A 26357-nucleotide genomic window follows, 5' to 3' on the forward strand; every position below is an offset into this window, starting at 1 on the left:
GGCGGGGACGGAAAGGGTGCAGCGGTGCGCCGAGCGGCCCGGGTGAGCGGTCCCGGACGAGTGGGGGGTTGTACGGGCGGGTCCGGCGCAGGATGGGGGAGGCGCGCGGCACCGCCGGGCTGGGAGCGGTCAGCCGATGTCGGTGCGGCGTGCCATCCGGCCGGAGATCTGGAGCCGGTCGATGGCGCCGGTGTCCGGATCGCGGAGGAAGCGTCCGCCGGGCACCCGGCGGCCGGTGGCGGGGTCCACCAGGTCGCAGCTGAGGTCCGGGTGACAGACCAGCGGGGCGGGGCTGTCGCCGTTGACGGACAGGGCCAGGGAGCCCTGTTCGTCGGCCGTGACGCGGTAGTCGACGGTGCCGTTGCGGTACGTACCGGCGCACTGGGGAAGTGCGCGGACGGGGGCGCCGTCGCGCGGACCGGGGGCGGGCGGGACGCGCACGCCGGCGATCCGGTCGAGCTCGTCGGCCAGTTCGTGCCACAGGGCGGTGCCGCTGTTGGCGTTGCTGGTGAAGGCGACGACATCGCCGCCGTCCGGTTCGGCCCGCAGGAAGCAGGACGTGCCCTGGGCGTTGCCGTCATGGCCGCACCACTGCCGGCCGCCGTCCTGGAAGAGCGCCAGGCCCAGTCCCCAGGCATCCGCGAGGACTCCCGGGTGGGCGCCGGGGACGGGGCGGCGCATCTCCGCGGCGTCCTCCTCCGTCAGCACCGTACGGGGGCCCTCGCCGGTCAACACCCGCCCCAGCGCGACCAGATCGAGCGCGCTGGCCAGCAGCGCGCCGGCCGGTGCCTCCACCGGCGCCAGGGTCTGCTGCACCGGGCGGACGCGGCCGGTCAGGGCGTTCGCGGAGTGTCCGCGCGCCACCGGTCGTGCGGGTACGGCGTCGGTGAGGAAGGCCGGGGCGGTGCCCAGGGGTTCGAGCAGGAAGGCCCGCACGGCCTCCTGCCAGGACATGCCGGTCACCTCTTCGATCAGCCGTCCGGCGGCGACGTATCCGGCGTTGGAGTAGGAGAAGCCGCTGCCGGGCGGGCACACGGTGGCGGTGGCGTGGCCGGAGAGGTAGCGGGCCGGGGTCAGCGCCGCCGCGTCGTCGGAATCGGGCCCCGTCGGGAGACCGGCGGTGTGGCTGAGCAGCTGCCGCACGGTCGTCCGCGGCAGCCGCGCCAGCTCCGGTACGTACGTGCCGACGGGGTCGGTCAGCGACACATCGCCGTCGGCGACGAGCAGCATCACCACGGCGGCGGTGTAGACCTTGGTGACGGACCCCAGCGGCACCGCGGTGCCGCTGCCCACCGGTTCCTCGGTGGCGGCGTCCGCGACCCCGGTGTGCACCGCGTACGTCACCCCACCCGTATGCAGGGCGAGTTGGGCTCCGGGCACCTGATGGGCGCGGGCGAGGGTGTCCAGACGCTCTTGTAAGAGGCGTCGTATCTGCGTCGGCTGCCGGGTGGTGACCGGAGCAGGCGTGGCGTACGGCATGAGAAGGGAACTCCCGGAATCGGGGACGAAGGAGGAATGTCGCGCGGCCCGCCGGGCGGGCTATCGCCGCCGCACCTCCACCGGCAGTCGGCGGACGCTGACGATGACGGCCGGATTCTGCAGCTCGACCTCGTCGCGACAGGGGATCGCCAGAGCGGAGAAACGATCCATCAGCTGCCGCAGCGCGATCCGGGCCTCCAGCCTGGCCAGGGGGGCACCGAAACAGAAGTGGATGCCGTGCCCGAACGTCAGGTGGGGATTGGGGCTGCGGGTCACGTCGAAGACGTCGGGGTCGGCGAACCGGTCGGCATCGCGGTTGGCGGTGGCCAGGTTCGCCATCACCACGGAGTTCGCGGGGATGGTCCGGCCGGCGAGCTCGACGTCGCGGGTGGTGCGGCGGCCCAGTTCGGGGAACGGCGGGAGCCAGCGCAGCACCTCCTCGATGGCGTCCGGCAGCCGCCCGGGCTCGGCCCGCAGCAGCGCGGCGGCCTCCGGGTACCGGTCGAAGGTCACCACGCCGTTGCCGAGCAGCGCGGTCGTGGTGATGTGCCCGGCCACCAGCAGCAGGGCCACGAAGCCGACGATCTCCTGGTCATCCAGCCGGGTGCCGTCCACCTCGGCCGCCAGCAGCCGGCCCATCAGCCCGTCGCCCGGGTCCTTCCGCTGCTGCCGGATGTGGTCCAGGAAGTAGCCGTTCATCTCGCGGACGGTCGGCGCGATGGAGTCCAGCGCCTGCTCCACATCGGCCATGTCCAGCGATTCGCCGATGCCGTCCCCGGCGAAGAGGGTGGTCGCCCAGTCCTGGAACATCCCGCGGTCGCTGACCGGCACGCCCATCAGCTCGGCGATCACGATGATCGGCAGCGGGTAGGCCAGCGCGTCCGCCAGGTCGAACCGGTCGTGGTCCGCGACGGCGTCCAGCAGTTCCCCGGTGATGGCCTCGATCCTCGGCTCCAGGCCGGCCACCACGCGCGGGGTGAACGCCTGGCTGACCAGGGTCCGCAGGGTGCGGTGCGCCGGCGGGTCCATCCCGACGAAGTTGCCCCGGCGGAAGGTCTCGAAGTCCTCCTGGGTGGGGACCAGGCCCGAGAAGTCGGAGGAGTACGTCGCGGGGTCGGCGAGCACGGCGGTGACCCCGCGGTGATCCGCCACCTGCCACAGCTTCTGGTCCTCGTCGTAGCGGACCGGGCCGGCCTCCCGCCGCGTTCTCCACCGGTCGAGGAGCGCGTCGAAGGCGAAGGGCGCCTGGCTCACCTGCTTGCTGGTCACCGCTTCTCCCTGAAGGCCGGACGGAAACGGGGGGCGGAGCAGGAAAAGGGGCATTCTCCGCGCGGGGGCGGTGCACCTGTCGGTCCGCAGCCGGGTATGCCGCCGGATAAGCACCTTTCCGAACGGCACGAGGAACTCGAGGAACTCACTGTCACCGCAAACTCCAGATCCTGTTGCTGCCTGCCGAGTTGTCGTTATGCATGCGTTTCGCGCCGTGCCACCCAAGCCGCCCATGCCGAAATGACCGCAGCCGGAAGGGCGGTAGCGGTATTCACGATGTCACCGGCGTCACCGGCGGAATGGCGCAGCGTACGCACCGGTCAGCGCGCCGGCCCGGTGGCCGACGGACTTATGCGGCTGTGCGGGCCGGGCGGTGCCTTTGGCCGACCGCGGCGGCCGCAGATGCGTCCGGGCACGGACAGCCGACGAGATACCTTCCGGGCCCCGCCGTGTACCCCCTCCGCCTCGATGCACACATCCGATGCGACGCGGACATCTGCGGGGTCCTTTCCCCGCTCCGTGTCCCCGCGAGGACGCCCGGCGGCCCCTGCACCATGGCCCGGCTCGCTATCACAGACCCCCCACATAAGAGCTGCTGACAACCGACGCAGACGCGGCTCCCCTCGGCACGTCGCAGCCCATTACATACGAGCCGGCGACGCCTGAAAGGAGGAACGAGAGAAGAGTATGTATTACCGACAAGTACCGTTCGGCATTCTCTACGATCCGTCCCGCAGAAGCTTTTTGCGCCAGTTCGACGTGGCCACAGTCTCACCCCCGGTGACGCGCTAGCAACCCCCACCGAGACTAACCGAGGGTAACTTTTACCCTCATTTACTTTAACGACCGCCAACCCCGGAGACCTCCGTTGCACATGAGACGAGGGAATCGTCCGCCCGTTCGAACAAGGTCCCAGGCCGGCGGCCGCAACGGGTTCGCCCGGCGGGCCGGAAGTGTACGCGAGCACAGTTCTTCACGGGGAGGATTCTGCAGTGCCCGTCCAGCCAGGAAGAGGCCGCATCCGATGTCTGACTTTCGACGGCCTATTCATGGCCGAATTTCATGCATTGCCAGGGGGCGTACGCCGGAGTACTCGTCTCGCGGCCGGATTTGCCGGAATGCCCTGGCGAGGCGGGTCGCCGCAGGAGGGCATCCGGTGGGCTCACCCACCGCGGAGGGTGGGCCCCGCGCGCGACCTGGAGGGGCGGGATGTGAAGATGCCACCATGAGCAACAACAACGTGTACTTCGACATCACCATCGACGGCGAGCCGGCCGGCCGGATCGTCTTCACCCTGTTCGACGACGTGGTCCCCAAGACCGCACGGAACTTCCGCGAGCTCGCCACCGGCCAGAACGGCTTCGGCTACGAGGGCTCCGGCTTCCACCGGGTCATCCCGGCCTTCATGCTCCAGGGCGGTGACTTCACGGCCGGCAACGGCACCGGCGGCAAGAGCATCTACGGCGAGAAGTTCGCCGACGAGAACTTCCAGATCAAGCACACCAAGCCCGGCCAGCTGTCGATGGCCAACGCGGGCCCGAACACCAACGGTTCGCAGTTCTTCATCACCACCATCGTCACCGACTGGCTGGACAACAAGCACGTCGTCTTCGGCGAGGTCGTCGAGGGCATGGACGTCGTGAAGAAGATCGAGGCCCTGGGTTCGAGCAGCGGTGCCACGAGCGCCAAGATCGTCATCGCCAAGTCGGGCGTGGTGGGCGAGTAGTCCCTCCTCGGAACCGAGTCCGAGCGCCCCTCCCGCAGGGGCGCTCGGCCGTTTCCGCCCGCCCGACGGCCGCCACTTCCGTTCCCGGGCACTGGCGCCGGCGCCTCCGGCGCGATGAGGTGGCTTCCACGCGGACGGGAGCGGACGGGAGGAGTGCGGGCATGGAGTTGGAGCTTCGGCACCTGAGGGTGCTGTGCGCGATCGCCGACGCCGGGAGTGTGGGCCGGGCGGCCTCGGAACTGGGGTACTCGCAGCCGGCGATGAGCACCCAACTCCAGCGGATCGAGCGGTACTTCGGCCGCCCGCTGTTCGAGCGGAACCCCTCGGGCGTCGAGCTGACGCGGTACGGCACACAGGTCCTGGCACAGGCCCGGGACGTCCTGGCCCGCGCGGCCGCGATCGGGCGCCTGCCGGCCGCGGGCCCGCGCGCCGGCCGGCCGCTCCGCCTCGCGGCGACCAACTCACCGGTCCTCGCCGGGATGCTGGTCCGCCTCCGCGGCCGGCTGTCCGATCTCGCGCTGACGGTGAGCAGCGTGTATCCGTCCTCGGAGATCGTCGAGCTCCTGGAGCGCGGCGAGGTGGACGCCGCGATCGCCGCCGACTACCCCGGACGTGAGCTGCGGCACTCCGCCGCCGTGGCGCACCGCGGCATCGTCACCGAGCCGAGCTTCGTCGCCCTGCCGTCCGGGCACCGGCTGCGGCACTGCCAGGAGGTGGCGCTCGCCGACCTGGCCGACGACCCGTGGTTCCTCACCCCGGACGACGGTGCGGGCTGGCCGGGCGTGTTCTACGCGGCCTGCGACGCGGCCGGCTTCACCCCGGCGGCGGTGCATGAATTCCTCGGCGACCAGCAGCAGTTGCAGAACATGATCGCCGAGGGGCTGGGAGCCTCCATCGTGCAGGCGACGTTCCGGCCGATCCCCGGCGTCCTCGTCAAACCGCTGGCCGGCACGCCTCTGTGGTGCCGTTATGTGCTGACCTGGCGGCGCGGGAGCCCTGCCGACGAGGTCGCGGACACCCTCTTCACCTCCGCCGCCGCGGCGTACCGCGCGCTCATCGCGCAGTCACCGCACTTCCGTTCCTGGGCCTCGCGCACCTGGAACGTGACGACCAGACCGTAGCCGGCCCGCCCAAGTCCCGTTGAGCCGCTGGGGTTCCTGAGGTCCGTGGGTCCAAGGTTATGGCGATGGTGTGTCATGTGCTATGTCACACCGTATTGTCGCGGCCGGGTGTGCGCTGAGAAGGTGCCAGCCACGCCTCAGCCCCGTTCCGAGGCGTATCTCACCCCCCACGAAGGAGCATGGATGCGCTACCGCTTCCCCCTGCCCAGATGCGTGACCGGTGCCCTGGCCGCCTGCGCCACCCTCGCCGGCCTCGTGACCGCACCGGCACTGGCGGCACCGCGCCCGCCGGCCGCCCCGGACCAGGCCGTGTCCGCGAGCACCACCGCCCACCCCGTACCGCCGACCGGTCCGACCGTCGGCGCGAACGACCGGCCCGCGTTACAGCGCAGCCCCCTCCGCTTCCCCCAACTCCCCCCGCTCAGCGCGCAGAAGCCCGCCGTTTCGTCGACCGTCACGGGACGGCACCACGCCCCGAAGCCGGGCCGGGCCTCCTGCAGCCCGGGCGACTTCGGCAGCCGCACCGGCTCGGACCTGGTCGCCTTCGTCCAGGCCTCGACGACGGAGTGCGTCAACACCCTGTTCAGCATCACCGGCAGCGATGCCCACGACGTCTTCCGCGAGGAGCAGATGGTCACCGTCGCCAACGCCTTCAAGAGCGGGGCGACGGCCTATCCCGGTGACAACTCGACCAAGGTGCTGCAGCTCGTGCTGTTCCTGCGCGCCGGCTACTACGTGCAGTCCAACCATCCGGACGACGTCGGCGCCTACGGCCCGAATCTGGCAACGGCCAGCGAGGGAAGCCTGGACGCGTTCCTCGCCAACTCGCATTCCAAGGACGTCACTTCGGGCAACGGCGACGTCCTGAGTGAGGTCGTCATCCTCACCGACAGCGCCAACGAGCAAGGCCGCTACCTGAACACCTACAAGCAGCTGCTCAGCGGCTACAGCAGCTCCTACAACGACATCCCCAGCATGCTGGCCGCCGTCAACAACGTCTACACCCCGCTGTGGCGCGGAAACTGGAACCCCGACTACGTCAAAGCGGTCACGGCCGATCCGAGCATCATCGACACCCTCGACAAGTTCGCGCTCGGCCACCTGGACCTGCTGGGCACCGCCAACTCCTACCTCGACTCCAACGCCGGGATGAACGTCGCGCGGTACGTCGAGCACCAGGCCCTCCGGGACAAGGTCCGGCCGCTCATGAAGGGCCTGCTGGACGCCTCGAAGATCACCGGCCCGACGGCGCCCCTGTGGGTCACCGTCGCGTCCCAGGCAGACGCCTACGACAAGGACAACTGCTCCTACCTCGGCGTCTGCGACCTCTCCGACCAGCTGACCAAGGCGGCGCTGCCGGTCACCCATGAGTGCGATGCCACGCACACCATCAAGACGCAGGCGCTGACCGCCGAGGAGCTGGAGGCCACCTGCGCCAGTGTCCTGAGCCAGGACGCGTACGTCCACGACCTGGTGAAGAACGACGGGCCGATACCCAACCAGTACGAATCGACCGTTCAGCTCGTCGTGTTCGGCAGTCGCAGCGACTACCAGACCTACGCCGGGGCCATCTTCGGCGTCGACACCAACAACGGCGGCATCACCATGATCGGGGATCCGACGAAGCCCGACAACAAGCCCATGTCCATCATGTACCAGAGGAGCGACGACAACGGTTTCCCGGCCCGGATCTGGAACCTCAACCACGAGTACACGCACTACATCGACGCCCGTGACGACATGAAGGGCGACTTCGGCCACCAGACGTCCGTGCCGGACGTCTGGTGGATCGAGGGCTTCGCCGAGTACGTCTCGTACGGCTACCGCAAGATCACCGATGACGAGGCGGTCAGCGAGGCCGGGAAGCACACCTACAAGCTGAGCACGCTGTTCGAGAGCACCTACGACAACAGCGACGTGACCCGGACCTACCCCTGGGGCTACCTCGCGGCGCGCTACATGGTCGAGAAGCACCCGGACGACGTCGCCACCATGCTGGGCCACTTCCGCACCGGTGACTACGCGGCCGGCTACGCCGTCTACCACGACACCATCGGCACCCGTTACGACGCCGACTTCGACGCCTGGCTCACCGCCTGCGCTTCCGGCGCCTGCGCCGCCAAGGCGCACCGCACCTGATCGACCGAGCGCCACCTGCCGGTGCGCATACCGCCGGCGCCCCTCCCGGCCGACGCATGACGACGTCGGCCGGGAGGGGCGATCACGGCTCACCCCTGTCGGGCCGCGACCGCGCCTCAGCCGGCGGCAGCGCCGAACCACTTCGGCAGTCGGCCGCTCAGCTCCTGCTGATCGTCTCCGACCCACGCCACATGACCGTCCGGCCGCAGCAGCACCGCGGGCACGTCCAGTTCCTCGCTGACGTCGACGACATGGTCGACCCGATCCGCCCAGCCCGCCACCGAGAGCCGGCCGGTCTGGTCGAGCAGCAGCCCGCGGCCGCCGTGCATCAGCTCGTAGAGGCGCCCCTGCTTCAGCGCCACGTCCCGCAGCCGACGCCCGAGCAGTTCGTGGCCCGCACCGAAGTCGTAGCGGACCCCGAGCGCGGTGATCTTCTCGATCAGGTACCGGTTGACGTCCTCGAAGTCCATCAGCTCCGCCAGCAGCCGGCGCACCGCCTGCGGGCCCGGCTCGGTGGACATCAGCTCCATCTGCGCGCGGGTGTTGTCGAGCACGTCGGCGGCCACCGCGTGCCGTTCGGTCTGGTAGCTGTCCAGCAGGTCCTCCGGTGCCCAGCCGCGCACCGCGGCGGCCAGCTTCCAGCCGAGGTTGAACGCGTCCTGGATACCGAGGTTGAGGCCCTGCCCGCCGGTCGGCGGGTGGATGTGCGCCGCGTCGCCCGCCAGGAACACCCGGTCGACGCGGTAGCGCTCGGCCTGCCGGGTGGCGTCGCCGAAACGGGACAGCCAGCGCGGCGAGTGGACGCCGAAGTCGGTGCCGGCGGTCGCCCGCAGCTGGTGCCGGAACTCCTCGAAGGTGGGCGGCGTCGTGCGGTCCTCGGCCAGTCCCCCGGCCGGCACGACGACGCGGTGGAACCCGTCCCCGAGGGGCATGAAGCCGAACCGCTTCTGCGTCTTGCGGACTTCGGTCATCACGGCGGTGAGCTCCTCCTGCTCCATGTCCACCGCCATCTCCCCGAGCAGCGTCTCGACCGTGCTGGGCTCACCGGGGAAGCCGACACCGAGCAGCTTGCGCACCGTGCTGCGGCCGCCGTCGCAGGCGACGAGGTAGCGCGAGCGCAGCTGCGTGCGGTCTGCCAGTTCGACGGTCACGCCGTCGTCGTCCTGGCCGAGTCCGACCACTTCGCAGCCGCGCTGGATCTCGGCGCCGAGTTCGGTGGCGCGCTCCGTCAGCAGACGGTCGGTGAGGGGCTGCGGGATGCCGAGGACGTAGCCGTGCGCACTGTCCAGCCCGTCGGGCCACGGCTTGTCGATGGCGGCGAAGAAGCCGCCGACCCGGTACTGCTGCCCCCGTTCGAGGAAGCGCTCCAGAAGACCGCGTTGGGCCATCACCTCGATGCTGCGCGCGTGCAGGCCGAGCGCACGGACCACCTTGGTCGGCTCCGCCTCCTTCTCCAGCACGACCACGTGCACGCCGTGCAACCGCAACTCGGCGGCCAGCATCAGGCCGGTCGGTCCGCCACCGGCAATGATCACGTCGATCACAACAATCCCCGTTTCCGCAGGTTCTGGCTTCGGCCGGGTGATTCTGCGGCATCACGGGGGCCTTGCCGCAAGGCCCCCCATGCGCTATACGTTGAGAGTGGCAAGGAGCGGATGCGCTCTTTGCCCTTCTTTTTTGTCGTCCGGTGCGGACGGACGGCTTCCTCGCGAAGCGGCGGTTCGGCACCGCCAAGACTCCCCCTTCGGGGCCTTGTGGCCTGCGTCACGGTGTGGCTAAGCTCCGGCACGCTTCGAGCACATTTCCTTCGCAAGTTGACCTAAACGTGTGTCGATCTTCACGATCTGCGCACAGATGTGGGGTGGCTTCGCATGGAACGAAGACCGGCGGAGCCCTCGGCAGGCGACGCGCCGTACGACTTACCTCGGGACTCCCGGCCGGGCGCCCTCACCGGCAGCGCGCCGTACGCCCGTCGCGACATCCGGCTCTTCTGGTGGGCCGGCACCTCCGACGCACTGGGCAGCCAGGCGTCCGGGCTCGTCCTGCCGTTGTTGCTGCTGAGCCTGGGCCACTCGCCCGCCGAGGTCGGCGCCGTCGCGGGGCTCTCCGCGGCAGCGACCCTGCTGCTCGGCCCACTCGCCGCCGTTCCCGCCGACCGCGGGGCACGCAAGCGTGTCATGGTGGGCTCCGCGGTGGTGTCTGCCGCTTCGATGACCGTCGTCACCGTCGCGGCATGGTCCGGCTCGGCTCCGCTGGCCGTGCTCCTCGCCGTCGTGCTCGTCGAACGGTCGGCGACCGCCTGCTACGAGACGGCGTCCCTCGGCACCGTCGCCCTGGTCTGCGCCCCCGCCGACCACCGCCGCGTCCTGTCCCGATTACAGGCGGGGGAACGAGCCGCCCTGGTCCTGGGGCCCGCGCTGGGCGGGCTGCTCTTCCACGCCGGGCGCTGGCTGCCGTTCCTCGCGGACGCGGTGTCGTACGTCGTCGCCGCGGCCTGCATCGGGGCCATGCGGGCCGGCCTGTCACCGCGGCACACCGGACGCCCGGCGGCCGGCGGACCGTCCCGGCCCTGGCGGGCGCTGGCCGCCGAGGCCGGGGCGGGGCTCGGCGTGGTGCGCCGGGAACCCTTTCTCCGGCTGGCGCTGGTATGGACCGCGGTCGTCAACGCCGTGCTCGCCGCGGTGTATTACACGGCGGTGTTCGCCCTGCAGGACCACGGCCGGGGCGCGGCTCCGCTGGGTCTGGTCCTCGCGCTGGCCGGGGCGGCCGGTCTGGCCGGTTCGCTCGCCGCGCCCCGCCTGGCCGGCCGGCGCTCCGCGACACAGGTGCTGGGGACGGTGTCCTGGCTGCTGGTACCGCCCGCCGCGGCCCTGGCGGTGGCCCGCGACGCCTGGCAGTTCGGCCTGCTCTTCGGTCTGCTGTGCGCGCTGACCCCGCTCGCCACCGTGGCACTCCAGGCCCGGGTCCTCCAGGTCGTCCCGCCCGAACTGCAGGCCCGTACCGGGACCGTGCTGGCCACCGCGTCGGGCGCGGCCGCGGCCGTGGCGCCGGCGGTCGCCGGGCTGGTCACCGATCAGGCCGGGACCGTCGCGATGTGCCTGGGCTGCGCCGTGGTGCTGGCCGGACCTGCGCTGTACGCGACCTGCTCCCCGGCGTCCCGTCGCGACGCGGCGGCGTCCCGCCCCGGCCCGCAGGAATCCCCCACCACCCCGAAGGAGCGGGCATGAACGCGTCCGCGGCACACGCCCGTCCGCTCCAGGCCCCCGGCACGGGCTTCCAGGTCTACCGGCCGGCGCTCCCCGAGGTCTGCCCGCGCGACCCGGCGCGGATGGCACTCGCCGCGGACGCCGACGGCCGGTGCGAGATCTTCACCTGGGACGCCCGTACGGGCACCACGCGCCGGGTCACCGACAGCCGCGACGGGACGCTGCACTGCGCGGTCGACGCGGACGCCCGGGTGTGGTGGTTCGCGGAGGACCGGAGCGGCCGGGGACGGTGGCACTTCCAGGACTTCGACGGCGGTCCGGCCGTCCCGGGACTGGCCGGACTCCGGCCGGGACTGCCGCACGGCCTCGCGGTCAGCGACACCGGGACGGCGGCGATCGGCCTGGGGGACGGCCGCCGTACGACGGTGCACCTCGGCACCGCGGGCGGACGGGGCCGTCCGGTGCTGACCGTCGAGGGCCCCGCGCTGCTCACGGGCATCTCGCCGACGGGCCGGCTGCTGGCGGTGTCGGGGCCGGCGGGTTCCGATCGTGCGGTCACCCTCGTGGGCTGTTCCGACGGGGAGGTCGCGGAGGTCGCCCGACTGTCCGGACGGCGCGGGCGGCTGTGGGCGCTCGGCTTCGCCCCGGGGGCGGCGGTGGACGGCGAGCTGCTGCTCGTCCAGGAGGCCGACGAGCGCTATCTGCTGGCCAGTTGGACGCCCGGCGGCGGACTGCGGAGCCACGACTGGTGCCGCTTCGACACCGAGATCACGGCGCGCTGGTACCCCGCGGGACGCCGGGTCCTCGTCCGGCAGGACCGACGCGGCCGTTCCACCCTCGCCACCGCCGACCTCGACCGGTGCACCCTCACCACGGTCCGCACGCCACCCGGCACACTGCTGGACGCCGCCCCGCACCCGGGCGACGACGTGCACTACCTCTGGACCGACACCACCACTCCCCCGCAGCTCCGCTCCACCGCCGGCACCCGGCTGCCCGCGCTCGGCGGCCTGCCCGCGCCCGTTCCCGGCCGGCACCGCGACCTGTGGACGCCCGGCCCGGACGGACCGGTGCACACCCTGCTGAGCCAACCGGCCCCGGCACCCGGCCCGCGGCCCCCGCTGGTCTTCCTCGTGCACGGCGGTCCCGCCGACCACGACCGCGACGCCTACGACCCGCAGGTGCACTCGCTGGTCGCCTCCGGGTTCGCGGTCGCCCGGGTCAACTACCGCGGCTCCACCGGCTACGGGCCGCGCTGGCGCACCGCGTACGCCGAGGGCGTCGGGCTCGCCCAGGTCGCCGACCTGGTCGCGGTCCGTGCCGATCTGCTGCGCCGCGGCCTGGCGCGCGAGGACGCCCTCGGTCTGTGGGGCAGCTCCTGGGGCGGCTATCTGACCCTGCTGGCGCTCGGCACCCGGCCCGGCCTGTGGCAGGCGGGCGTCGCCGTCAAACCGGTCGCCGACTGCGCGGCGGCCTACCGTGCCGGCACGCCCGCGCTGCGCGCCCTGGACGAGCGGCTGTTCGGCGGCACCCCGGAGACCGTCCCCGACCGCTACCGGCGCAGTTCGCCGCTCCACTACGCCGCCGACGTCCGCGCCCCGCTGCTGGTGGTCGCCGCGAGCCTCGACGCCAAGTGCCCGCCCGGCCAGGTACGCGGCTACCTCACCGCGCTGCGGGCGGCCGGCGTGGCACACGAGTCGATGTGGCTGGCGACCGGACACGACGGATACACCGGCGCCGACCACATGGCCGTCCTGCGACGCGCCCTGGGCTTCCTCGACCGGCACCTGCGCCCGGCCCCGGCGGCCCACCAAGCTCCCCGCTTCCCCGAGAGCGGGGTGTCCGGGAGCACCGGCCCATCCGGTGCCCCCGGATCGCACGATCCGAACTCCGTTCACTGACAAGGAGATGCAGTCATGCAGAAGGACATCATCCACAACGACCCGCTCGCGGGCGACGAGGAGAACCGCAAGCCCGGCATCGGCATCACGGTGACCGTCCCGTTCCGCACCGCGGAAGACACCGAGGAGGAGTGACCTCACCGGCCGGCCCGGTACACCACCGGGCCGGCCGGCCCACCTCACCCCGCCGGCCCGCTCGCGTCCGCCGGCCACCTCACGTCCCCGTCACCACCCACGAGGAGCCGACATGCGCGTCCTGCTGGTCAACATGCCCTGGTCCCCGATCGATCTGCCGTCCCTGGCGCTCGGCATCCTCCGGCGCAGCGTCGACGAACGCACCACGGGGCACGCCGACGTCCTGCACGCCAACCTGGAGTTCACCGACTGGATCACCCGGCGCACCGACTTCACCGGCGACGACTACCAGTTCTACGCGCTCTCCTCGTACTTCATGGGGTGCGGCGACTGGGTGTTCTCGTCCGCGCTCTACGACGATCCCGAGTGGCGCACGGCGGAGTTCAGCGCCGCGATGCGCGGCAAGCTGAAGGCCGAACGGTTGCGCATGTCGCACCAACTGCACCGTGTGGTACCGGAGTTCGTGCAGGAGATCGCCGAGCGGATCGTGGCCGCCGGGCCCGATGTCGTCGGCTTCACCTCCACGTTCCAGCAGAACACCGCCGCGCTCGCCGCCGCCAAGTACGTCAAACGGCTCGCCCCGCACATCCGGACCGTCATGGGCGGCGCCAACTGCGACGCCGAGCAGGGCGCCGCCGCGCACCGCAACTTCCCCTTCCTGGACTTCGTGGTCCGCGGTGAGGGCGAGGCCGCCTTCCCCCAGCTGCTGACCGCGCTCGACGAGGGCACGGACCTGGCGGCCGTGCCGGGGCTGTGCCACCGCGGCGCCGACGGCACGAGCACCGCCAATCCGATGAGCACCAGCCCGTTGCCGCCCGCGGCCATCCTGCCGCCCGACTACAGCGGCTACTTCGAGCGCCTGGCCTCCTCCGTCGCCCGCAACTGGGTGGAGCCCAAGCTCGTGGTCGAAGGGGCGCGCGGCTGCTGGTGGGGCGAGAAGCACCACTGCACCTTCTGCGGCCTGAACGGCTCGTTCATGCAGTTCCGCAGCAAGAGTCCGGACACCTTCTACACCGAGATCATGGACCTGGCGCGCCGGCACCGCGTGCTCGACATGTACGTCGTCGACAACATCCTCGACATGGGCTACCTCGGCACCGTCCTGCCCCGCATCATCGACAGCGGCTACGACCTGCGGATGCACATCGAGATCAAGGCCAATATGCGCCGCCCGCAGCTGCGCACCCTCGCCGACGCGGGCATGATCTACGTGCAGCCGGGCATCGAGAGCCTGAACAGCCGGGTGCTCGACCTGATGGACAAGGGCGTCAGCGGCTGCCAGAACGTCCGCATGCTCCGCGACGGGGCCGAGACCGGGCTCTCCGTCTCCTGGAACTACCTGCACGGCTTCCCCGGCGAGACCGCCGCCGACTACGAGCCGGTCATCGCCCAGATACCGGCCCTGGAACACCTCAACCCGCCGGTGGACCTGTCCGCGCGGATCGCCATCGAGCGCTTCAGCCCGTACTTCAACCGGCCCGAACTCGGCTTCACCGGGCTGCGCCCCGAGGAGCACTACCGCTTCACCTACGACCTGCCCGAGAGCGAACTGCTCGATCTCGCCTACGTCTTCGAGGCCCCGGAACGCGGCATCGGCGAGCCCACCGTCACCGCCCTCAACGAGGCGCTGGGCGCCTGGAAGAAGCGCCACACGGACAGCAGACTCACCCATGCCGACCTCGGCGACCGGATCGTGCTCGTCAGCCGCCGGCACGCCTTCGACTGGGGCACGCGGGAACTCACCCACCCGGTCGAGACCGAGGCGTTCCGGCTCCTCGACCAGCCGCACGCGCCCGCCGCGCTGGCCCGCAAGCTCGCCGCGCGCCTGCCCGAGCACACCATCGACGCCGCCACGGTGCACGCCCTCCTCCAGCACTGGGTGACGCTCGGACTGGTCTTCACCGACGGCGGCCAGTACGTCCACCTCGCACCGGCCGCGGTCAACGAGGACCTGCTGCGTCTTGACTTCATGCGGCACAGCCAGGGGGAAGCCACCGAGCGGCCGCCGTCCGGCGCGGCGGCTCCCGCCATCGCCCGGGCCTGAGCCCGAAGCCCGGGCCTGATCCGGTGTCCGAGCCCGAAGCCCGGGCCTGATCCGGTGTCCGAGCCTGAGCCGCCACCCTCCGCTCCCCGACGAGCACTTCGCACTTCCCAGGAGACCGCATGCCCCCCGTCCTCACCCCCGCCACCCACTCCGCACCCCGACCGCTGACGCTGCACGTCTGGCGCGACTACGACGCACAGGCGTGCACCCTGCCCGGCATGAGCCTGGGCCGGCTCGACCTGACCGGCCCGGCCGACGAACAGGCCGCCCAGTTGTGGGAACTCGGCGCCCGCCGCGTGCAGTTCCCCGACGAGATCGACCTGACGACGGTGGATTCCCCCGACGCCGCGGCGCACGCCGTCCGCCGGCTGTGCCTGATCCGCGACCTCACGGCGCATGCCGTACTCGTCCAGTGGCGCCTGCGGCTGCCCGCCGGCCCCGGCGACGACGCCTGGCGTGACCTCAGTCATCTCCAACCGCCCACGGCCCTGACCGGGCCGGCCGATGCCGACGCCGCGCTGACGCAATGGCGCAACGAGCACTACCTCTGCAAGTGCCTGTGGCGGCAGGGCCCCGGTTTCGTGCAGATCCGCGACCGCCGGTGGGGCGACCTGCGCCGTTTCACCGCCGACGAGCCCGCCTACCGCGAGGCGATCGCCCGGCTGTCCTACGGCGCGCCGTCGTCCGCGGTCCCGGAAGCCATCGCCGCCGACTTCCTGGCCGAACGACTGGTCAGCCGCACCGGGCCGTTCCTGTGGTGGCTGCCGTACCGGGTGAACCGCTGGATCCAGGAGGCGATGGCGATCTGACCGGTCCGCCCCCGGGCCTCGCAGGGCCATGCGGGTGACACGTGGACGGGCGGCAACCCGCCAGTACGCACGATCCCGCCCGGGGTCTCCCCGCTCCCCTCAGTCACGGGATATCCCCTGCTCACCCCGTGTCCCGGTCACCGCAGGCACCGCCGCGCAGGCTCCTCGGCGCGGCCTTCCGCACGGGCCCGGTTCACACTTCGGCCAACTGGCGGGCGGAAGGGAGAACGCATGTCCTGAAGGTGGGAGAACGCCCTCCCGCAGTCTCATCCCTCTTGGAGGAACTCATGCGTTCCATATCCGCTTTCTGCGGTGTCGTGGTCGTCGGCGGTGCGCTGGCCCTGAGCAGCCCGGCCGTACATGCCGAGACGGCCAAGGGCTCGTGCTCCGGCGCGATGTCCGCGGCCAAGAAGGCCAAGTCCTCGTACGACTCCTACGACAGGGAGCTCAGGGACCTCACCAACCAGGGCGGACACCCGGACCGGTCGCAGCGCGACCACCTGGGCAGGCTCAAGATGAAGTGGAACGACGCGTCCTCCATGGCGGACCGGACCTGCGGGAAGTCCAAGCCCGCCAAGCCCCGCCCCAAGGCCATGCCGAAGTCCATGCCGAAGGCCATGCCGCACGGCAAGGTGAAGGCCGGCGCCGGGGCCATGAGTGCCCCGTCGGGTCCGTCGGACCTGGCCCTCACGTCGTCCGCGGCACTGATCTCGGGTGCGGCCGGGGTGTGGCTGCTGCGCCGCCGTGACGATGAGGAGCTCGGCTGACCCCGATTCTCGGGTCACAGGAGCTCTGCCCCCACCGCCTGTCCGTGGCACCCGCTACCGGCAGCGGGGGGGGCAGGGCTCCGCCCGTCCCACCCCACCGCGCCAGTCATCTCCCGCACGTCTCTGGAAAGACATCTCTGGAAAGACATCTCGTGATACGCCTCTCGCCTGCGTCCCTCCCCCCGCGCACCGCCCGCGTCGTGTCCCTCTTCCTGGCCGTCGCCGGCATCGCCTGCCTGGTGTGGGGATGGCACAGCCATCGCTCCGCCCCACCACCCCAGCCCCCGCGCGCCGAATCGCTGCCCCGGCGACCGGACGCCGAAGCCGGGAGCCGCCCAGGGCCCTCGCCGCTTCCGGAGTCGGAGCCGTTGCGCGTGCGGATCCCGCGCACCGGCGTGGACGCACCGTTGATGAGGCTCGGACTGGACCGCGACCGGCGCCTCGACGTCCCGCCTCCCACCGACCGCAACCTGGCCGGCTGGTACAAGGACGGCGTGACGCCCGGTGACACGGGAACCGCCTTGATCACCGGTCACGTGGACACCAAGACCGGGCCCGCGGTCTTCTACTCGCTCGGTGCGTTGAAGCAGGGCGACACCATCCGCGTGGTCCGCAAGGACGGTCGCACCGCGGTCTTCACGGTGTACGCCGTGGAGGTCTTCAGCGGCACCGACTTCCCGGACGAAAAGGTCTACGGCGCCTCCGCACGGCCCGAACTCCGCGTCCTCACCTGCGGCGGCGGTTACGACCGGGCCCGCCACGAATACCTCGGCAACGTCGTCGTCTTCGCCCGCATGAGCGCCATCGCCTGACGGTGCCCGAGCCCGCCCCGAACGCCCCCGTTCAGCGACCGTTGATCCGCCCCCGGAAGAATCCTCCACGCAAGGTCACACCACCGACCGCGAGGGGAAAACCCATGGGTGTCGTGAAGTTCGGCCAGCTCGAATGCGTCAAGCAGGAGGACTGGAATGGTAAGGACGACATCTACCTCACGATCAACGGGAAGAAGGTCTACTCGGCTCGAATCGGCGAGGACGACAAGATCACCATCAACAAGACCTTCCACTACGAGGGCGACGTCGCCGAGGTCCGCATGTACGAGAGCGACGATGCGGATGACGACGACCTCCTCGGCGAGCAGGTCCCGATCCACGACTTCGGGGAAATGAAGTTCACCGAGGACGACGCGTACTACACGCTCTCCTACCAGCTGATCAAACCGTAGCGGGGATCCGCCGGCGAGAAGGCGGACCTCAGCCGCCGATGCGCGGGGGCGCCCGGTTGCCCGCGCCCCCGCAAAGGTCAGCAGGTATGCTGACCTGCGACGGTGACCTCGTACTCACCGTCACGGCGGTGGGGCCCGCCGTCCCCAACCGCGGCGACGAAGCCGCCAACGGTCCCTACTTGCGACCCGCATGTGGGCATTTCCCACCCATGCCTGGCGAGTAGGAGACATCCGTGCCGAAGCCCCGACCCCCGATGCTGAACGAACCCGTCGATCCTGACGTCGACCTCCGCGCCCCCGTCCGCCGCAAGGGCCTCCCCCCGCGGCAGGGCCCGGTCGTGGCGGCCGTGGCGCTCGGCGGGGGTGTGGGCGCGGCCGCGCGCTACGGGGCCGCTCTCCTGTGGCCCACCGAACCCGGCGGTTTCCCCTGGACGACGCTGGTCGTCAACGTCGTCGGCTGCGCGATCATCGGTATCTTCATGGTCGTGATCACCGATGTGTGGGCAGCCCACCGGCTCGTCCGCCCGTTCTTCGGCACCGGTGTCCTCGGCGGCTTCACGACGTTCTCCACGTACGCCGTGGACATCCAGCGCCTGCTGGCCCAGGGCAGGACCGGCGCCGGGCTCGCGTACCTGGCGCTCACCCTGGCCGCCGCGCTCACCGCCGTCTGGATCACGGCCACCTTGACCCGCCGCGTCGTCGAGTGGAGGCAGCAGTGAGACTCACCGGCCCCGCCCTGCGCGTCACCGTCTTCATCGGGGAGAACGACACCTGGCACCACAAGCCGCTCTTCACCGAGATCGTCCACCGCGCCCACCGGGCCGGCCTGGCCGGCGCGTCCGTCTTCCGCGGCATCGAAGGCTTCGGCGCCTCGTCCCTGATCCACACCACCCGTCTGCTGTCGCTGAGCGAGGACCTCCCGGTGGCCGTCGTGATCGTCGACACCGAGGACCGGATCCGCGCCTTCCTCCCGCAACTGGACGAGCTCGTCAGCGAGGGGCTGGTCATCCTCGACGAGTGCGAGGTCATCCGCTACACGGGCCGCGGCGAGGAGGGACGAAAGCGGTGAACTGGCTGCTCGTGATAGCCGGGGCGGTGGTCGGGGCCCCGCTCCGCTACCTCACCGACCGTGCCGTGCAGGCCCGGCACGACACCCTGTTCCCCTGGGGCACGTTCACCATCAACGTGATCGGTTCGCTGATCCTCGGCCTGCTCACGGGGGCGATCGCCGCCGGGGCGGCCTCCTCCCGGATGCAGTTGCTGATCGGCACCGGCTTCTGCGGCGCCCTGACGACGTACTCCACGTTCTCGTACGAGACCCTGCGGCTGGCGGAGGACGGCGCCCGGTTCTTCGCCCTGGCCAACGTCGTGGCGAGCGTGGTGGCGGGCCTCGGCGCCGCCTTCGCCGGCGCGGCACTGGCCCAGGCCGTCTGGGGTTAGGTCACGGGGATCGCGGGGATCACGGCCGCCCGGCGGTGACCAGCCAGGCCCCGCTGCGGAGCCGTACCGCGCCGTTCTCCTCGTGGGCGCGCAGCACGTCCGTCAGCCTCTGCCGCGCGCGGTCCCGGACCTCCGGGGAGACCTGGCCGGTCAAGTGACGCCCCGGACCGGAGTCCAGCAGAAAGGCGGCCGCCTCGTCCGCGTCGCGGCCCCACGCTCCCTGCGCCTGCACGCGCTCCGTGGTGAGGTGCTGCCACCCGGCGGCGGACAGTACCTCCTGGATGCGGTCCGGGTCCGCCAGGGAGAACATGCCCGGTGCTCCCGGCGCGCCGAAGTCCCCGACGGGGAGGAGGTCGCTCAGTGCGGCGACCGCCTGGAGCCACTCGTTGTCTCCCGGGTCGGCACTGCAGATGAAGGCCATCCGGCCGCCGGACCGCACGGCCCGCCGCAGGTTGGTGAAGGCGGCCACGGGGTCGGCGAAGAACATCACCCCGAAGCGGCTGATGACGACGTCGAACGTCTCCGGCGTGAAGGCGTGGACCTGGGCGTCGCCCTCTTCGAAGCCGACGTTGCCGACTCCCACGCGTTCGGCGGTGTCACGGGCGCGCGCCAGCATGGGCTCCGACAGGTCGAGGCCGAGGACCCGGCCACTACGGGACCGGTGCGCGGCAAGTCTCGTCGCCTGCCCGGTTCCGCAGCCGACGTCCAGGACACGCTCGCCCCCACCGATCGCGGCGGCGGTCAGCAGCGGCTCGTTGAAGCCCTCGTTCACCGCGTCCCAACGCTCTTGGTGCGCAGCCCAGTAGGTGCCCTCGTAACCGTTCCAGGCCGCCGCCTGTGCGGCGTTGACGATGCGTGACATGCGAGCCTCCTGCTGCCGGGCGGACCGCGTGCTGGGCGCGGACCTGCCCTCGGACTAGAATGGGCGTACGCCCAAACAGTATGGGCGCACGCCCATACCGGCAATCCCGTTCCGGTAATCCGCTCCCAGGAACCCCGCTTCCCGACACTCCGCTTCGGGAAGTCCGGAGTTCCCGTCGCCATCAGGAGAGGCTCATGTCACCGCGTGGAGTAGCGATCCCCGACGTGCGCGACCGGCTGTTCGACGCCGCGGAACGGGTCCTGGCCGGCGCCGGCCCGTCCGCCCTGACCAGCAGGGCGATCACCACTGAGGCGGGCTGCGCCAAGGGGTTGCTGCACGCGCACTTCTCGGGACTGGACGAGTTCATCGGCGCGCTGGTCCTGGACCGCTTCGCACGCATCGCCCGGCAGGCCGGACGACTCCCCGCCCAGGCGGGCGCCGGCACCGTGGCCGAGAACCTCCGGAAGGTCGCTCTCGCGCTGCTGACGTCCGTGAACCCGACGGTCGCCGGCCTCGCCCTGACCCGCCCCGCCGCCTCACTGACGATCCGCCAGGCATTGGAAGCGGGCGCTCCGGGCTTTACGGCGATCCAGGATTCGATCGCGGAGTACCTGGATGCCGAGCGGCAGCTCGGGCGGCTCGCGGACGGCACCGACGGCCACGCGATCGCGCTCGCCCTCGTCGGGTCCGTTCACCACCTCCTGATGACCGGCTGGGCCGGCGCACCGGACCCCCGCGAACAGGTCAGGGGGCTGATCGCCCAACTCGTCGGCGGCGCCGTCACCTGAAGCGGCCGGAAGAGCAAGCTCATTCAGCGAGCAGGCGGTGGAAGAACGAGCGGTACTGGCGCAGGGCCACCCGCAGACCTTCGGTGTCGACCTTCTCGCCCTGCTTCCACTGCTCTTCCAGAGACTGCTTGTGTTCGGCGAACGTCGTGGCCAGCGTCTGCATGACCTCCGCAACCAGCGCGTCGGCGGCGTGTACGGCCTCGCGCGGGTCGTCCACGAACGTCGCCTGAATCCCCTGCCAGCGATCGCGGAAACTTTCCGCGTCGTCTGCGGTGAGAAGCTGCGGAGCGGCTTCCTCGACCGGGGGCGCGCCCGTGGCCGGCGTGCCCCGCCCGGTCCCCTCCGTTTCCGCGGTCTCCCCTGGAATGGGGACGCTCTCGCCAGGAGCGGTGGGGACGTCGCCTGCCGGTGCCGTCGCTTCGTCGGGCATCGGCGGGGGCATGGACGCCGGTGCGGGCGTGGACGAAGGGGGCGGGGCAGCAAGGTCTTCGGTGGACAGGCCCCTGGTCCCCGTGTCCTGATCGCGTTCCATTTTCTCCTCCCTCAGGCCTCAGGCTTTGGCGTGGCGCGCTTGGCCACCGTCGGACAGCAAATCCTCGAAGAGGGCGCGGTAATGCACCATCGCTCCTCGTAGTTGCTCAGTGGTCGCCCGGTGCTGGGTGCTGAGCGTTTCGACTTCATGAGCAGCCCGGTAGTGCTCCAATGTGCGCCCGTGTGCGACCGAGAGGTCCTTGAGGCGCTGCTCGAAATTCTCCGTCGGATAGCCCCGTTCGTGCATCAACGAGGTCACGAGGCGATCTGCGTCGTGTACGGCGTCCTCGGGACGATCGACGAATTCTTGCTGAACGCCGGTCCATTGCCGGCTGTAGCGCTCGCGGATGCTGCTCTGCAGGGGCTTGATCTCCAGTGAGTCATGCCGCCGCTCCCGGGCCCTGAGCTCACGCTCGCCGGCCATCCGACCGTCGGCGCCCTCGACGGTCCGCTCGTATTCGGGCCCGAAACGCTCGCGGAGCCGACGCCGCCTGACGAAAAGCGAGGCCGCCACTGCGACGAGAGCAATGACCACCAGGACGGGGATAATGATCGCGAGAAGGGTCCCAGTCGACATCGAACGCACCTCCGTTGAAAGCGCCCTCTTTCCACTCTAAGGCGGCGGTGCGCAGGTTGGTCAGGCGACGGATTTCCCCATTCGCTCTCGCTGTCTTTCCCTCCCCCATAATCAAGGCCCTCGGCGGCACCTGCGTGACCGGTCGAATGCGGAGCGTCCCGGAAGTCCGTTTCAGGGGCGTCGGGCCAGCAGGAGGTCGACCACGTATGTCTCCGTCACCACCTCATCGGGGAAAATGCCGCGCAGCCGACCGCGTTCGTCCGTGAGAAAGGCCCGGTTGCGGGTTTCGTCGAGGACGAGGAATGCGGAACGGCTGCTGATGTTGGCGAGATGGGTGTCGAGGGGGACGGTACGGCTCCAGCGCAGTTGGTGGCGCGCGACGCGCAGCCCCGCGAGTCCCGCGAGCCGGGTGGCCTCGCCGTCACGCAGACGCGTTCCGGCCGGGGGCCGCACTCCGCAATGGCGCGCGATCCGCTCGTGCTGCGCCGCGATCCACGGCACGTCGAGGGCGTGGGTGTTCCACCACACCGCGAGCGCGCCACCCGGGGACAGCACGCGCAGTGCCTCCGGTACGGAGCGGTCGGTATCGGTCCACTGCCAGGCTTGTGCGTACGTGATCAGATCGCGGGAGCCGTCGGCCAGCGGGAGCGCATTGCCGTCGCCACGGACAATCGGCACCCCGGGAAGGGCACTGCGGAACTGAGCCGCCATCCCCTCACCGGGCTCCACGCCGATCACCTCGGCTCCGCGCTCGTACAACAGCGCCGTGGCGATGCCGGTCCCCGCCCCGACATCGGCAACTCGGCTCCCTGCGAGGGGGCTTCCCATCAGCTCCTCGATGACGTCGAGGAGGGCCGGCGGGTACGAGGGGCGGCTCGCCGCGTAGTGGGCAGCGGCATTGTCGAACGATCGGGCACGCGAAACGGCGGTCATCCGCCCATCATGCCGCCGACCGGGACCCCCCTCCTACGTCCTACGGCTGAAGTCGGCCTTCCCCGGACGCTGTTGGGGACACCGCCCCGGAGGGCGACCCACTCGCGATCGCCTCGGGCATCGCGGGCTCGTGCAAGGTGCGGAGGAGGAGCCAGCCGAGGGCGGGCAGGGCGATGAGGGGGGTGAGGGCGGTCCGGAGGGAGGTGGCGTCGGCGACGGCACCGAGGAGGGGGCTGGCGATGCCGCCGATGCTGACGGTCAGGCCCAGGGTGACGCCGCTGGCCGTGCCCACGCGCCGGGGCAGGTAGTCCTGGCCGAGGGTGACGTGCAGGGAGAAGGGCACGTACAGGCCGGCCGAGGTGAGGGCGACCAGTACGTAGAGCAGCGGGCCGGGGACCAGGACGACACCGGCCACGGCGAGGACGGTCAGCGCGTAGGAGCACTGGACGACCCGGATGCGGCCGTAGCGTCCGGCGAGTTTGCCGCCGGCCACCGTGCCGACCGCACCACCGAGGTAGAGCACGAACAGGGCGGCGGTGCCGGAGACGTCGCCTCCGCCGGTGCGCTGGCGCACGTAGAGCGAGATGAAGGCGCTCAGGCCGACGAAGACGATCGAGCGGCAGACGATGGCCCCGGACAGTTTGACGAAGGACGCCCAGTCGTCACGGCTGCCGGCCACGTCGTCCGGACTGCCGGCGGTGGCGGATTGGGCGACAACTCCGGTCGGGGACAGGCAAGTTGCCGCCGCATCCCGGGCCCGCGTCGCGCGGAGGGCGGCCGTGCACAGTGCGGCGCCGGCGACGGCGGGGACGACCAGGAGCGGGGAGGCGTGCAGGCCGCCCGTGGTGATGACGGCCGAGACCAGCAGCGGGGCGGCCGCGAAGCCGAGGTTGCCGCCGAGGGAGAACCAGCCCATCCCGGTGTGACTGCCGCGGCTGGCGTGGCGTGCGACGCGCGCCGCCTCGGGGTGGTAGGCGGCCACGCCGATGCCGGAGACGGCGACCACGGCCAGGGTGAGGGCGTAGGAGCCGACGATGCCGCTCAGGGCGACGCCGACGCCGCCCAGCAGGGTGCTCACCGGCAGCAGCCACGGCAGGGCCCACCGGTCGGTGAGCGCGCCGAACAGCGGCTGTATCACCGAGGACAGCAGCGAGGCGGCCAGCACGATGCCGGAGGCCGCCGCGTAGGTGTAGGCGCGTTCGGAGACGAAGAACGGCACCAGTGCGGCGACCGCTCCCTGGTAGACGTCCACGCAGGCGTGCCCGAGGGACAGGAGCGTGAGGGGGCTGGTGCGCGGGGCAGTGGTGTGGTGGTGGGTCGTGGTCACGCCTCGATCGTCGCGGCACCCCCGCATGTCGCGCTTCCGATAAATTGCCAATCCATGTCGAACATCCGCCATCTGCCGGAAGCCTGTACCCGTGTCCAGTCGCTGGCCGCCGGAGAGAGCATCGACGCGCACCGCCACGACGACCACCAGATCGTCTACGCGGGCTCGGGTGTCGTGGCCGTCACCACCGACGCCGGCACCTGGTTCGCGCCCGGGACCCGCGCCATCTGGGTCCCGGCGGGAACCGTGCACGCCCACCGCGCGCACGGCCACCTCGACCTCCACCTGGTCGGCCTGCCCGCCACCGACAACCCGCTCGGCCTGGACACCCCGACCGTATTGGCCGTCAGCCCACTGCTCCGCGAACTGATCCGCGCCTACACCACCGCCCCCGACGACACCGGCCCCGAACGCCGCCGCCTGCGCGCCGTCCTGCGCGACCAGTTGCGGGCCTCTCCGCAGCAGCCCGTTCATCTGCCCTCCCCCACCGACCCGCGGCTGGCGGCCGTCTGCGCGCTCCTCCACGAGGATCCGGCGGAGCCGCGCACCCTGGCCGCCCTCGCCACCGCGACGGGCGCCGGCGAGCGCACCCTCAGCCGCCTCTTCCGCTCGGAACTGGGGATGACCTTTCCGCAGTGGCGCACCCAGTCACGCCTCTACCACGCGCTGCGGATGCTGGCCGACGACACCCCGGTCACCACCGTCGCCCACCGCTGCGGCTGGTCCTCCACCAGCGCCTTCATCGACGTCTTCCGCCGCTCCTTCGGATACACGCCGGGCACCCACAACCGCCGCTCCTGAGGTTCTCGCACCTGGTCCCCGGGAAGGGCGGCTCCGGCCGCAGTCGTCCGTCGGGCGCTCTGGGTGCAGAGTCGGGCGCTCTGGGTGCAGAGTGGAAGGCGTGGGCCTCCGGCGGCGCTTTGGCGGTCTGTGGCAGCCGTGGCAAGCCAGCCATGCGCTGGTCCTGATTCCGCTTGTCCTCATCGCGGTGATCACGCTGGTCGACATCATGGTCCCCGCCGATGTCCATCTGGGGCCGCTGCTCGTCGTCGCGCCCGCGCTGACCGCCTCGTTCGCCGGCCCCTGGCTCACCGGGCTCGTCGGATTCCTGGCCGTGCTGGCCCAGGCGTACATCGGGCTGCACTTCGGCGTGCTCTTCACTGAACGCAATGTGATGGTGCAGGTGCTCGCCCTGGCCGCGCTCTCGGCCATGATCGTGTTCTTCTGCGTGGTGCGCGAACGACGCCGGCAGGAGCTCGCGAAGGTACGGTCGGTGGCCGAGGCCGCCCAGAAGGCGCTGCTCCGTCCGCTCCCCCACCGCATCGGCCCGCTGCACATCGCCTCGTTCTACCTGGCCGCCGAGGAGGAGGCCGAGATCGGCGGTGATCTGTACACCGCGACCCGTACCGCCACCGGCACCCGGCTGATCATCGGTGACGTGCGGGGAAAGGGCCTGGCCGCCATCGGCGAGTCCGCCCTGCTGCTCGGCGCCTTCCGCGAGACGGCCCACCAGAACCTGACGCTGCCCGTCCTCGCCGCCGCACTGGACCGCAGTGTCTGCCGCTATCTGACCGACTTCATCGAGTCGGACCGCGACATCCCCGAGCACTTCATCACCGCGCTGCTGCTGGAGATCCCCGACGAGGGCCCGGCGACCCGGATGACCGACTGCGGGCACCCTCCGCCCCTGCTCCTGAGCCAGGGACATGTCGCCCCCGTCCCGAGCCCCCACCCGGCTCCCCCGCTGGGCATGGGCGGAATGGGGACGGGCAGCCACCCCGTCGACGAGATCACCTTCGAGTTCGGTGACACGCTGCTGCTGTACACCGACGGCGTCACCGAGGCCCGCGACCGCAACGGCACCTTCTACCCCCTCGCCCAGCGCGTCGCCCGCTGGCCCAGGTGCGACCCCGAGGCACTCCTGCACCACATCCGCCGCGATCTCCTCGCCCACTGCAGCGGGCACCTCGGTGACGACGCGGCGCTCATCGCCATCCAGCGCACGCCCGTCCCCCAGCCCCGCCACCGCCTGCAGATCTTCAGCCAGACCGACGGTTCCCCCGGCTGAGGCGGTGCAC

24 protein-coding genes are annotated in these 26357 nt (G+C 71.3%); 16 read left to right on the forward strand and 8 right to left on the reverse strand.

Going from position 1 to position 26357, the window contains the following annotated elements; translation table 11 throughout:
* Positions 1–129: 129 nt before the first annotated feature.
* Both V2J85_RS07720 and V2J85_RS07725 read right to left on the reverse strand, forming a co-directional pair.
* On the reverse strand, positions 130–1479 hold the full coding sequence (locus V2J85_RS07720) for a serine hydrolase domain-containing protein (protein ID WP_330821023.1): 1350 nt from the start codon (positions 1477–1479) through the stop codon (positions 130–132).
* A gap of 60 nt (positions 1480–1539) precedes the next feature.
* Positions 1540–2748, reverse strand: a complete 1209-nt coding sequence (locus V2J85_RS07725) for a cytochrome P450 (protein WP_330821024.1) — start codon at positions 2746–2748, stop codon at positions 1540–1542.
* 1225 nt (positions 2749–3973) lie between these two features.
* Here V2J85_RS07725 and V2J85_RS07730 point away from each other — a divergent pair.
* The 3 genes from V2J85_RS07730 (at position 3974) to V2J85_RS07740 (ending at position 7734) form a co-directional block, all read left to right on the forward strand.
* On the forward strand, positions 3974–4474 hold the full coding sequence (locus V2J85_RS07730; protein ID WP_261957627.1) for a peptidylprolyl isomerase: 501 nt from the start codon (positions 3974–3976) through the stop codon (positions 4472–4474).
* Positions 4475–4635: 161 nt separating this feature from the next.
* The gene (locus V2J85_RS07735; RefSeq protein ID WP_261957626.1) at positions 4636–5595 is read left to right on the forward strand and encodes a LysR family transcriptional regulator; all 960 of its coding nucleotides are present in this window, start codon (positions 4636–4638) and stop codon (positions 5593–5595) included.
* Between the two features lie 183 nt (positions 5596–5778).
* The gene (locus V2J85_RS07740) at positions 5779–7734 is read left to right on the forward strand and encodes a collagenase (protein ID WP_330821025.1); all 1956 of its coding nucleotides are present in this window, start codon (positions 5779–5781) and stop codon (positions 7732–7734) included.
* Between the two features lie 116 nt (positions 7735–7850).
* Here the strand turns inward: V2J85_RS07740 and rox are convergent, their stop codons facing one another.
* Entirely contained in the window at positions 7851–9278 is a 1428-nt protein-coding gene (gene rox / locus V2J85_RS07745; protein ID WP_330821027.1) for a rifampin monooxygenase, read from the reverse strand.
* Between the two features lie 327 nt (positions 9279–9605).
* Between rox and V2J85_RS07750 the strand changes: the two genes are divergently transcribed.
* The 10 genes from V2J85_RS07750 (at position 9606) to crcB (V2J85_RS07795) (ending at position 19261) form a co-directional block, all read left to right on the forward strand.
* The gene (locus V2J85_RS07750) at positions 9606–10961 is read left to right on the forward strand and encodes an MFS transporter (RefSeq protein WP_330821028.1); all 1356 of its coding nucleotides are present in this window, start codon (positions 9606–9608) and stop codon (positions 10959–10961) included.
* Positions 10958–12841 carry a S9 family peptidase gene (locus V2J85_RS07755; protein ID WP_330821029.1) on the forward strand — a complete coding sequence of 628 codons (1884 nt, stop codon included), beginning with the start codon at positions 10958–10960 and terminating at the stop codon, positions 12839–12841. Before V2J85_RS07750 ends, V2J85_RS07755 begins: the two co-directional genes overlap by 4 nt.
* A 247-nt stretch (positions 12842–13088) precedes the next feature.
* Positions 13089–15020, forward strand: a complete 1932-nt coding sequence (locus V2J85_RS07760; RefSeq protein WP_261957621.1) for a RiPP maturation radical SAM C-methyltransferase — start codon at positions 13089–13091, stop codon at positions 15018–15020.
* A gap of 119 nt (positions 15021–15139) precedes the next feature.
* On the forward strand, positions 15140–15829 hold the full coding sequence (locus tag V2J85_RS07765; RefSeq protein ID WP_261957620.1) for a DUF5825 family protein: 690 nt from the start codon (positions 15140–15142) through the stop codon (positions 15827–15829).
* Positions 15830–16116: 287 nt separating this feature from the next.
* On the forward strand, positions 16117–16596 hold the full coding sequence (locus V2J85_RS07770) for a hypothetical protein (RefSeq protein ID WP_261957619.1): 480 nt from the start codon (positions 16117–16119) through the stop codon (positions 16594–16596).
* A gap of 200 nt (positions 16597–16796) precedes the next feature.
* Entirely contained in the window at positions 16797–17408 is a 612-nt protein-coding gene (locus V2J85_RS07775; RefSeq protein ID WP_330821030.1) for a class F sortase, read from the forward strand.
* Between the two features lie 104 nt (positions 17409–17512).
* Positions 17513–17821, forward strand: coding sequence for a hypothetical protein (locus tag V2J85_RS07780; RefSeq protein WP_261957618.1), 309 nt, complete (start codon positions 17513–17515; stop codon positions 17819–17821).
* A gap of 254 nt (positions 17822–18075) precedes the next feature.
* Positions 18076–18540 (forward strand): fluoride efflux transporter CrcB, encoded by a 465-nt coding sequence (gene crcB, locus V2J85_RS07785; protein WP_261958393.1) that lies wholly within the window; start codon positions 18076–18078, stop codon positions 18538–18540.
* A complete protein-coding gene (locus V2J85_RS07790; RefSeq protein WP_261957617.1) occupies positions 18537–18890 on the forward strand; it encodes a DUF190 domain-containing protein in 354 nt (117 codons plus the stop codon). Before crcB (V2J85_RS07785) ends, V2J85_RS07790 begins: the two co-directional genes overlap by 4 nt.
* Positions 18887–19261, forward strand: a complete 375-nt coding sequence (gene crcB / locus V2J85_RS07795) for a fluoride efflux transporter CrcB (RefSeq protein WP_330821031.1) — start codon at positions 18887–18889, stop codon at positions 19259–19261. The genes V2J85_RS07790 and crcB (V2J85_RS07795) overlap by 4 nt, the downstream gene beginning before the upstream one ends.
* A 19-nt stretch (positions 19262–19280) precedes the next feature.
* On the opposite strand, the gene V2J85_RS07800 is transcribed toward crcB (V2J85_RS07795), so the two are convergent.
* Positions 19281–20123: a class I SAM-dependent methyltransferase gene (locus tag V2J85_RS07800; RefSeq protein WP_330821032.1), complete on the reverse strand. Its 843-nt coding sequence runs from the start codon at positions 20121–20123 to the stop codon at positions 19281–19283.
* A gap of 194 nt (positions 20124–20317) precedes the next feature.
* Between V2J85_RS07800 and V2J85_RS07805 the strand changes: the two genes are divergently transcribed.
* Positions 20318–20911, forward strand: a complete 594-nt coding sequence (locus V2J85_RS07805; protein WP_261957614.1) for a TetR/AcrR family transcriptional regulator — start codon at positions 20318–20320, stop codon at positions 20909–20911.
* A 19-nt stretch (positions 20912–20930) separates the two neighbouring features.
* On the opposite strand, the gene V2J85_RS07810 is transcribed toward V2J85_RS07805, so the two are convergent.
* The 4 genes from V2J85_RS07810 to V2J85_RS07825 all read right to left on the reverse strand — a co-directional run bounded on the left by V2J85_RS07810 (position 20931) and on the right by V2J85_RS07825 (position 24279).
* Positions 20931–21443 carry a hypothetical protein gene (locus tag V2J85_RS07810; protein WP_261957613.1) on the reverse strand — a complete coding sequence of 171 codons (513 nt, stop codon included), beginning with the start codon at positions 21441–21443 and terminating at the stop codon, positions 20931–20933.
* An 18-nt stretch (positions 21444–21461) separates the two neighbouring features.
* Positions 21462–22019: a hypothetical protein gene (locus V2J85_RS07815; RefSeq protein WP_330821033.1), complete on the reverse strand. Its 558-nt coding sequence runs from the start codon at positions 22017–22019 to the stop codon at positions 21462–21464.
* 171 nt (positions 22020–22190) lie between these two features.
* Positions 22191–22952 carry a class I SAM-dependent methyltransferase gene (locus V2J85_RS07820; protein ID WP_330821034.1) on the reverse strand — a complete coding sequence of 254 codons (762 nt, stop codon included), beginning with the start codon at positions 22950–22952 and terminating at the stop codon, positions 22191–22193.
* Positions 22953–22992: 40 nt separating this feature from the next.
* Entirely contained in the window at positions 22993–24279 is a 1287-nt protein-coding gene (locus V2J85_RS07825; protein WP_330821035.1) for an MFS transporter, read from the reverse strand.
* 54 nt (positions 24280–24333) lie between these two features.
* Between V2J85_RS07825 and V2J85_RS07830 the strand changes: the two genes are divergently transcribed.
* The gene (locus tag V2J85_RS07830) at positions 24334–25080 is read left to right on the forward strand and encodes an AraC family transcriptional regulator (RefSeq protein ID WP_330821036.1); all 747 of its coding nucleotides are present in this window, start codon (positions 24334–24336) and stop codon (positions 25078–25080) included.
* Positions 25081–25180: 100 nt separating this feature from the next.
* The gene (locus V2J85_RS07835) at positions 25181–26347 is read left to right on the forward strand and encodes a PP2C family protein-serine/threonine phosphatase (protein ID WP_261957608.1); all 1167 of its coding nucleotides are present in this window, start codon (positions 25181–25183) and stop codon (positions 26345–26347) included.
* Positions 26348–26357 lie beyond the last annotated feature (10 nt).

Origin of the sequence: Streptomyces bugieae, from assembly GCF_036352915.1 — a bacterium.
Taxonomy (GTDB): domain Bacteria; phylum Actinomycetota; class Actinomycetes; order Streptomycetales; family Streptomycetaceae; genus Streptomyces; species Streptomyces endophytica.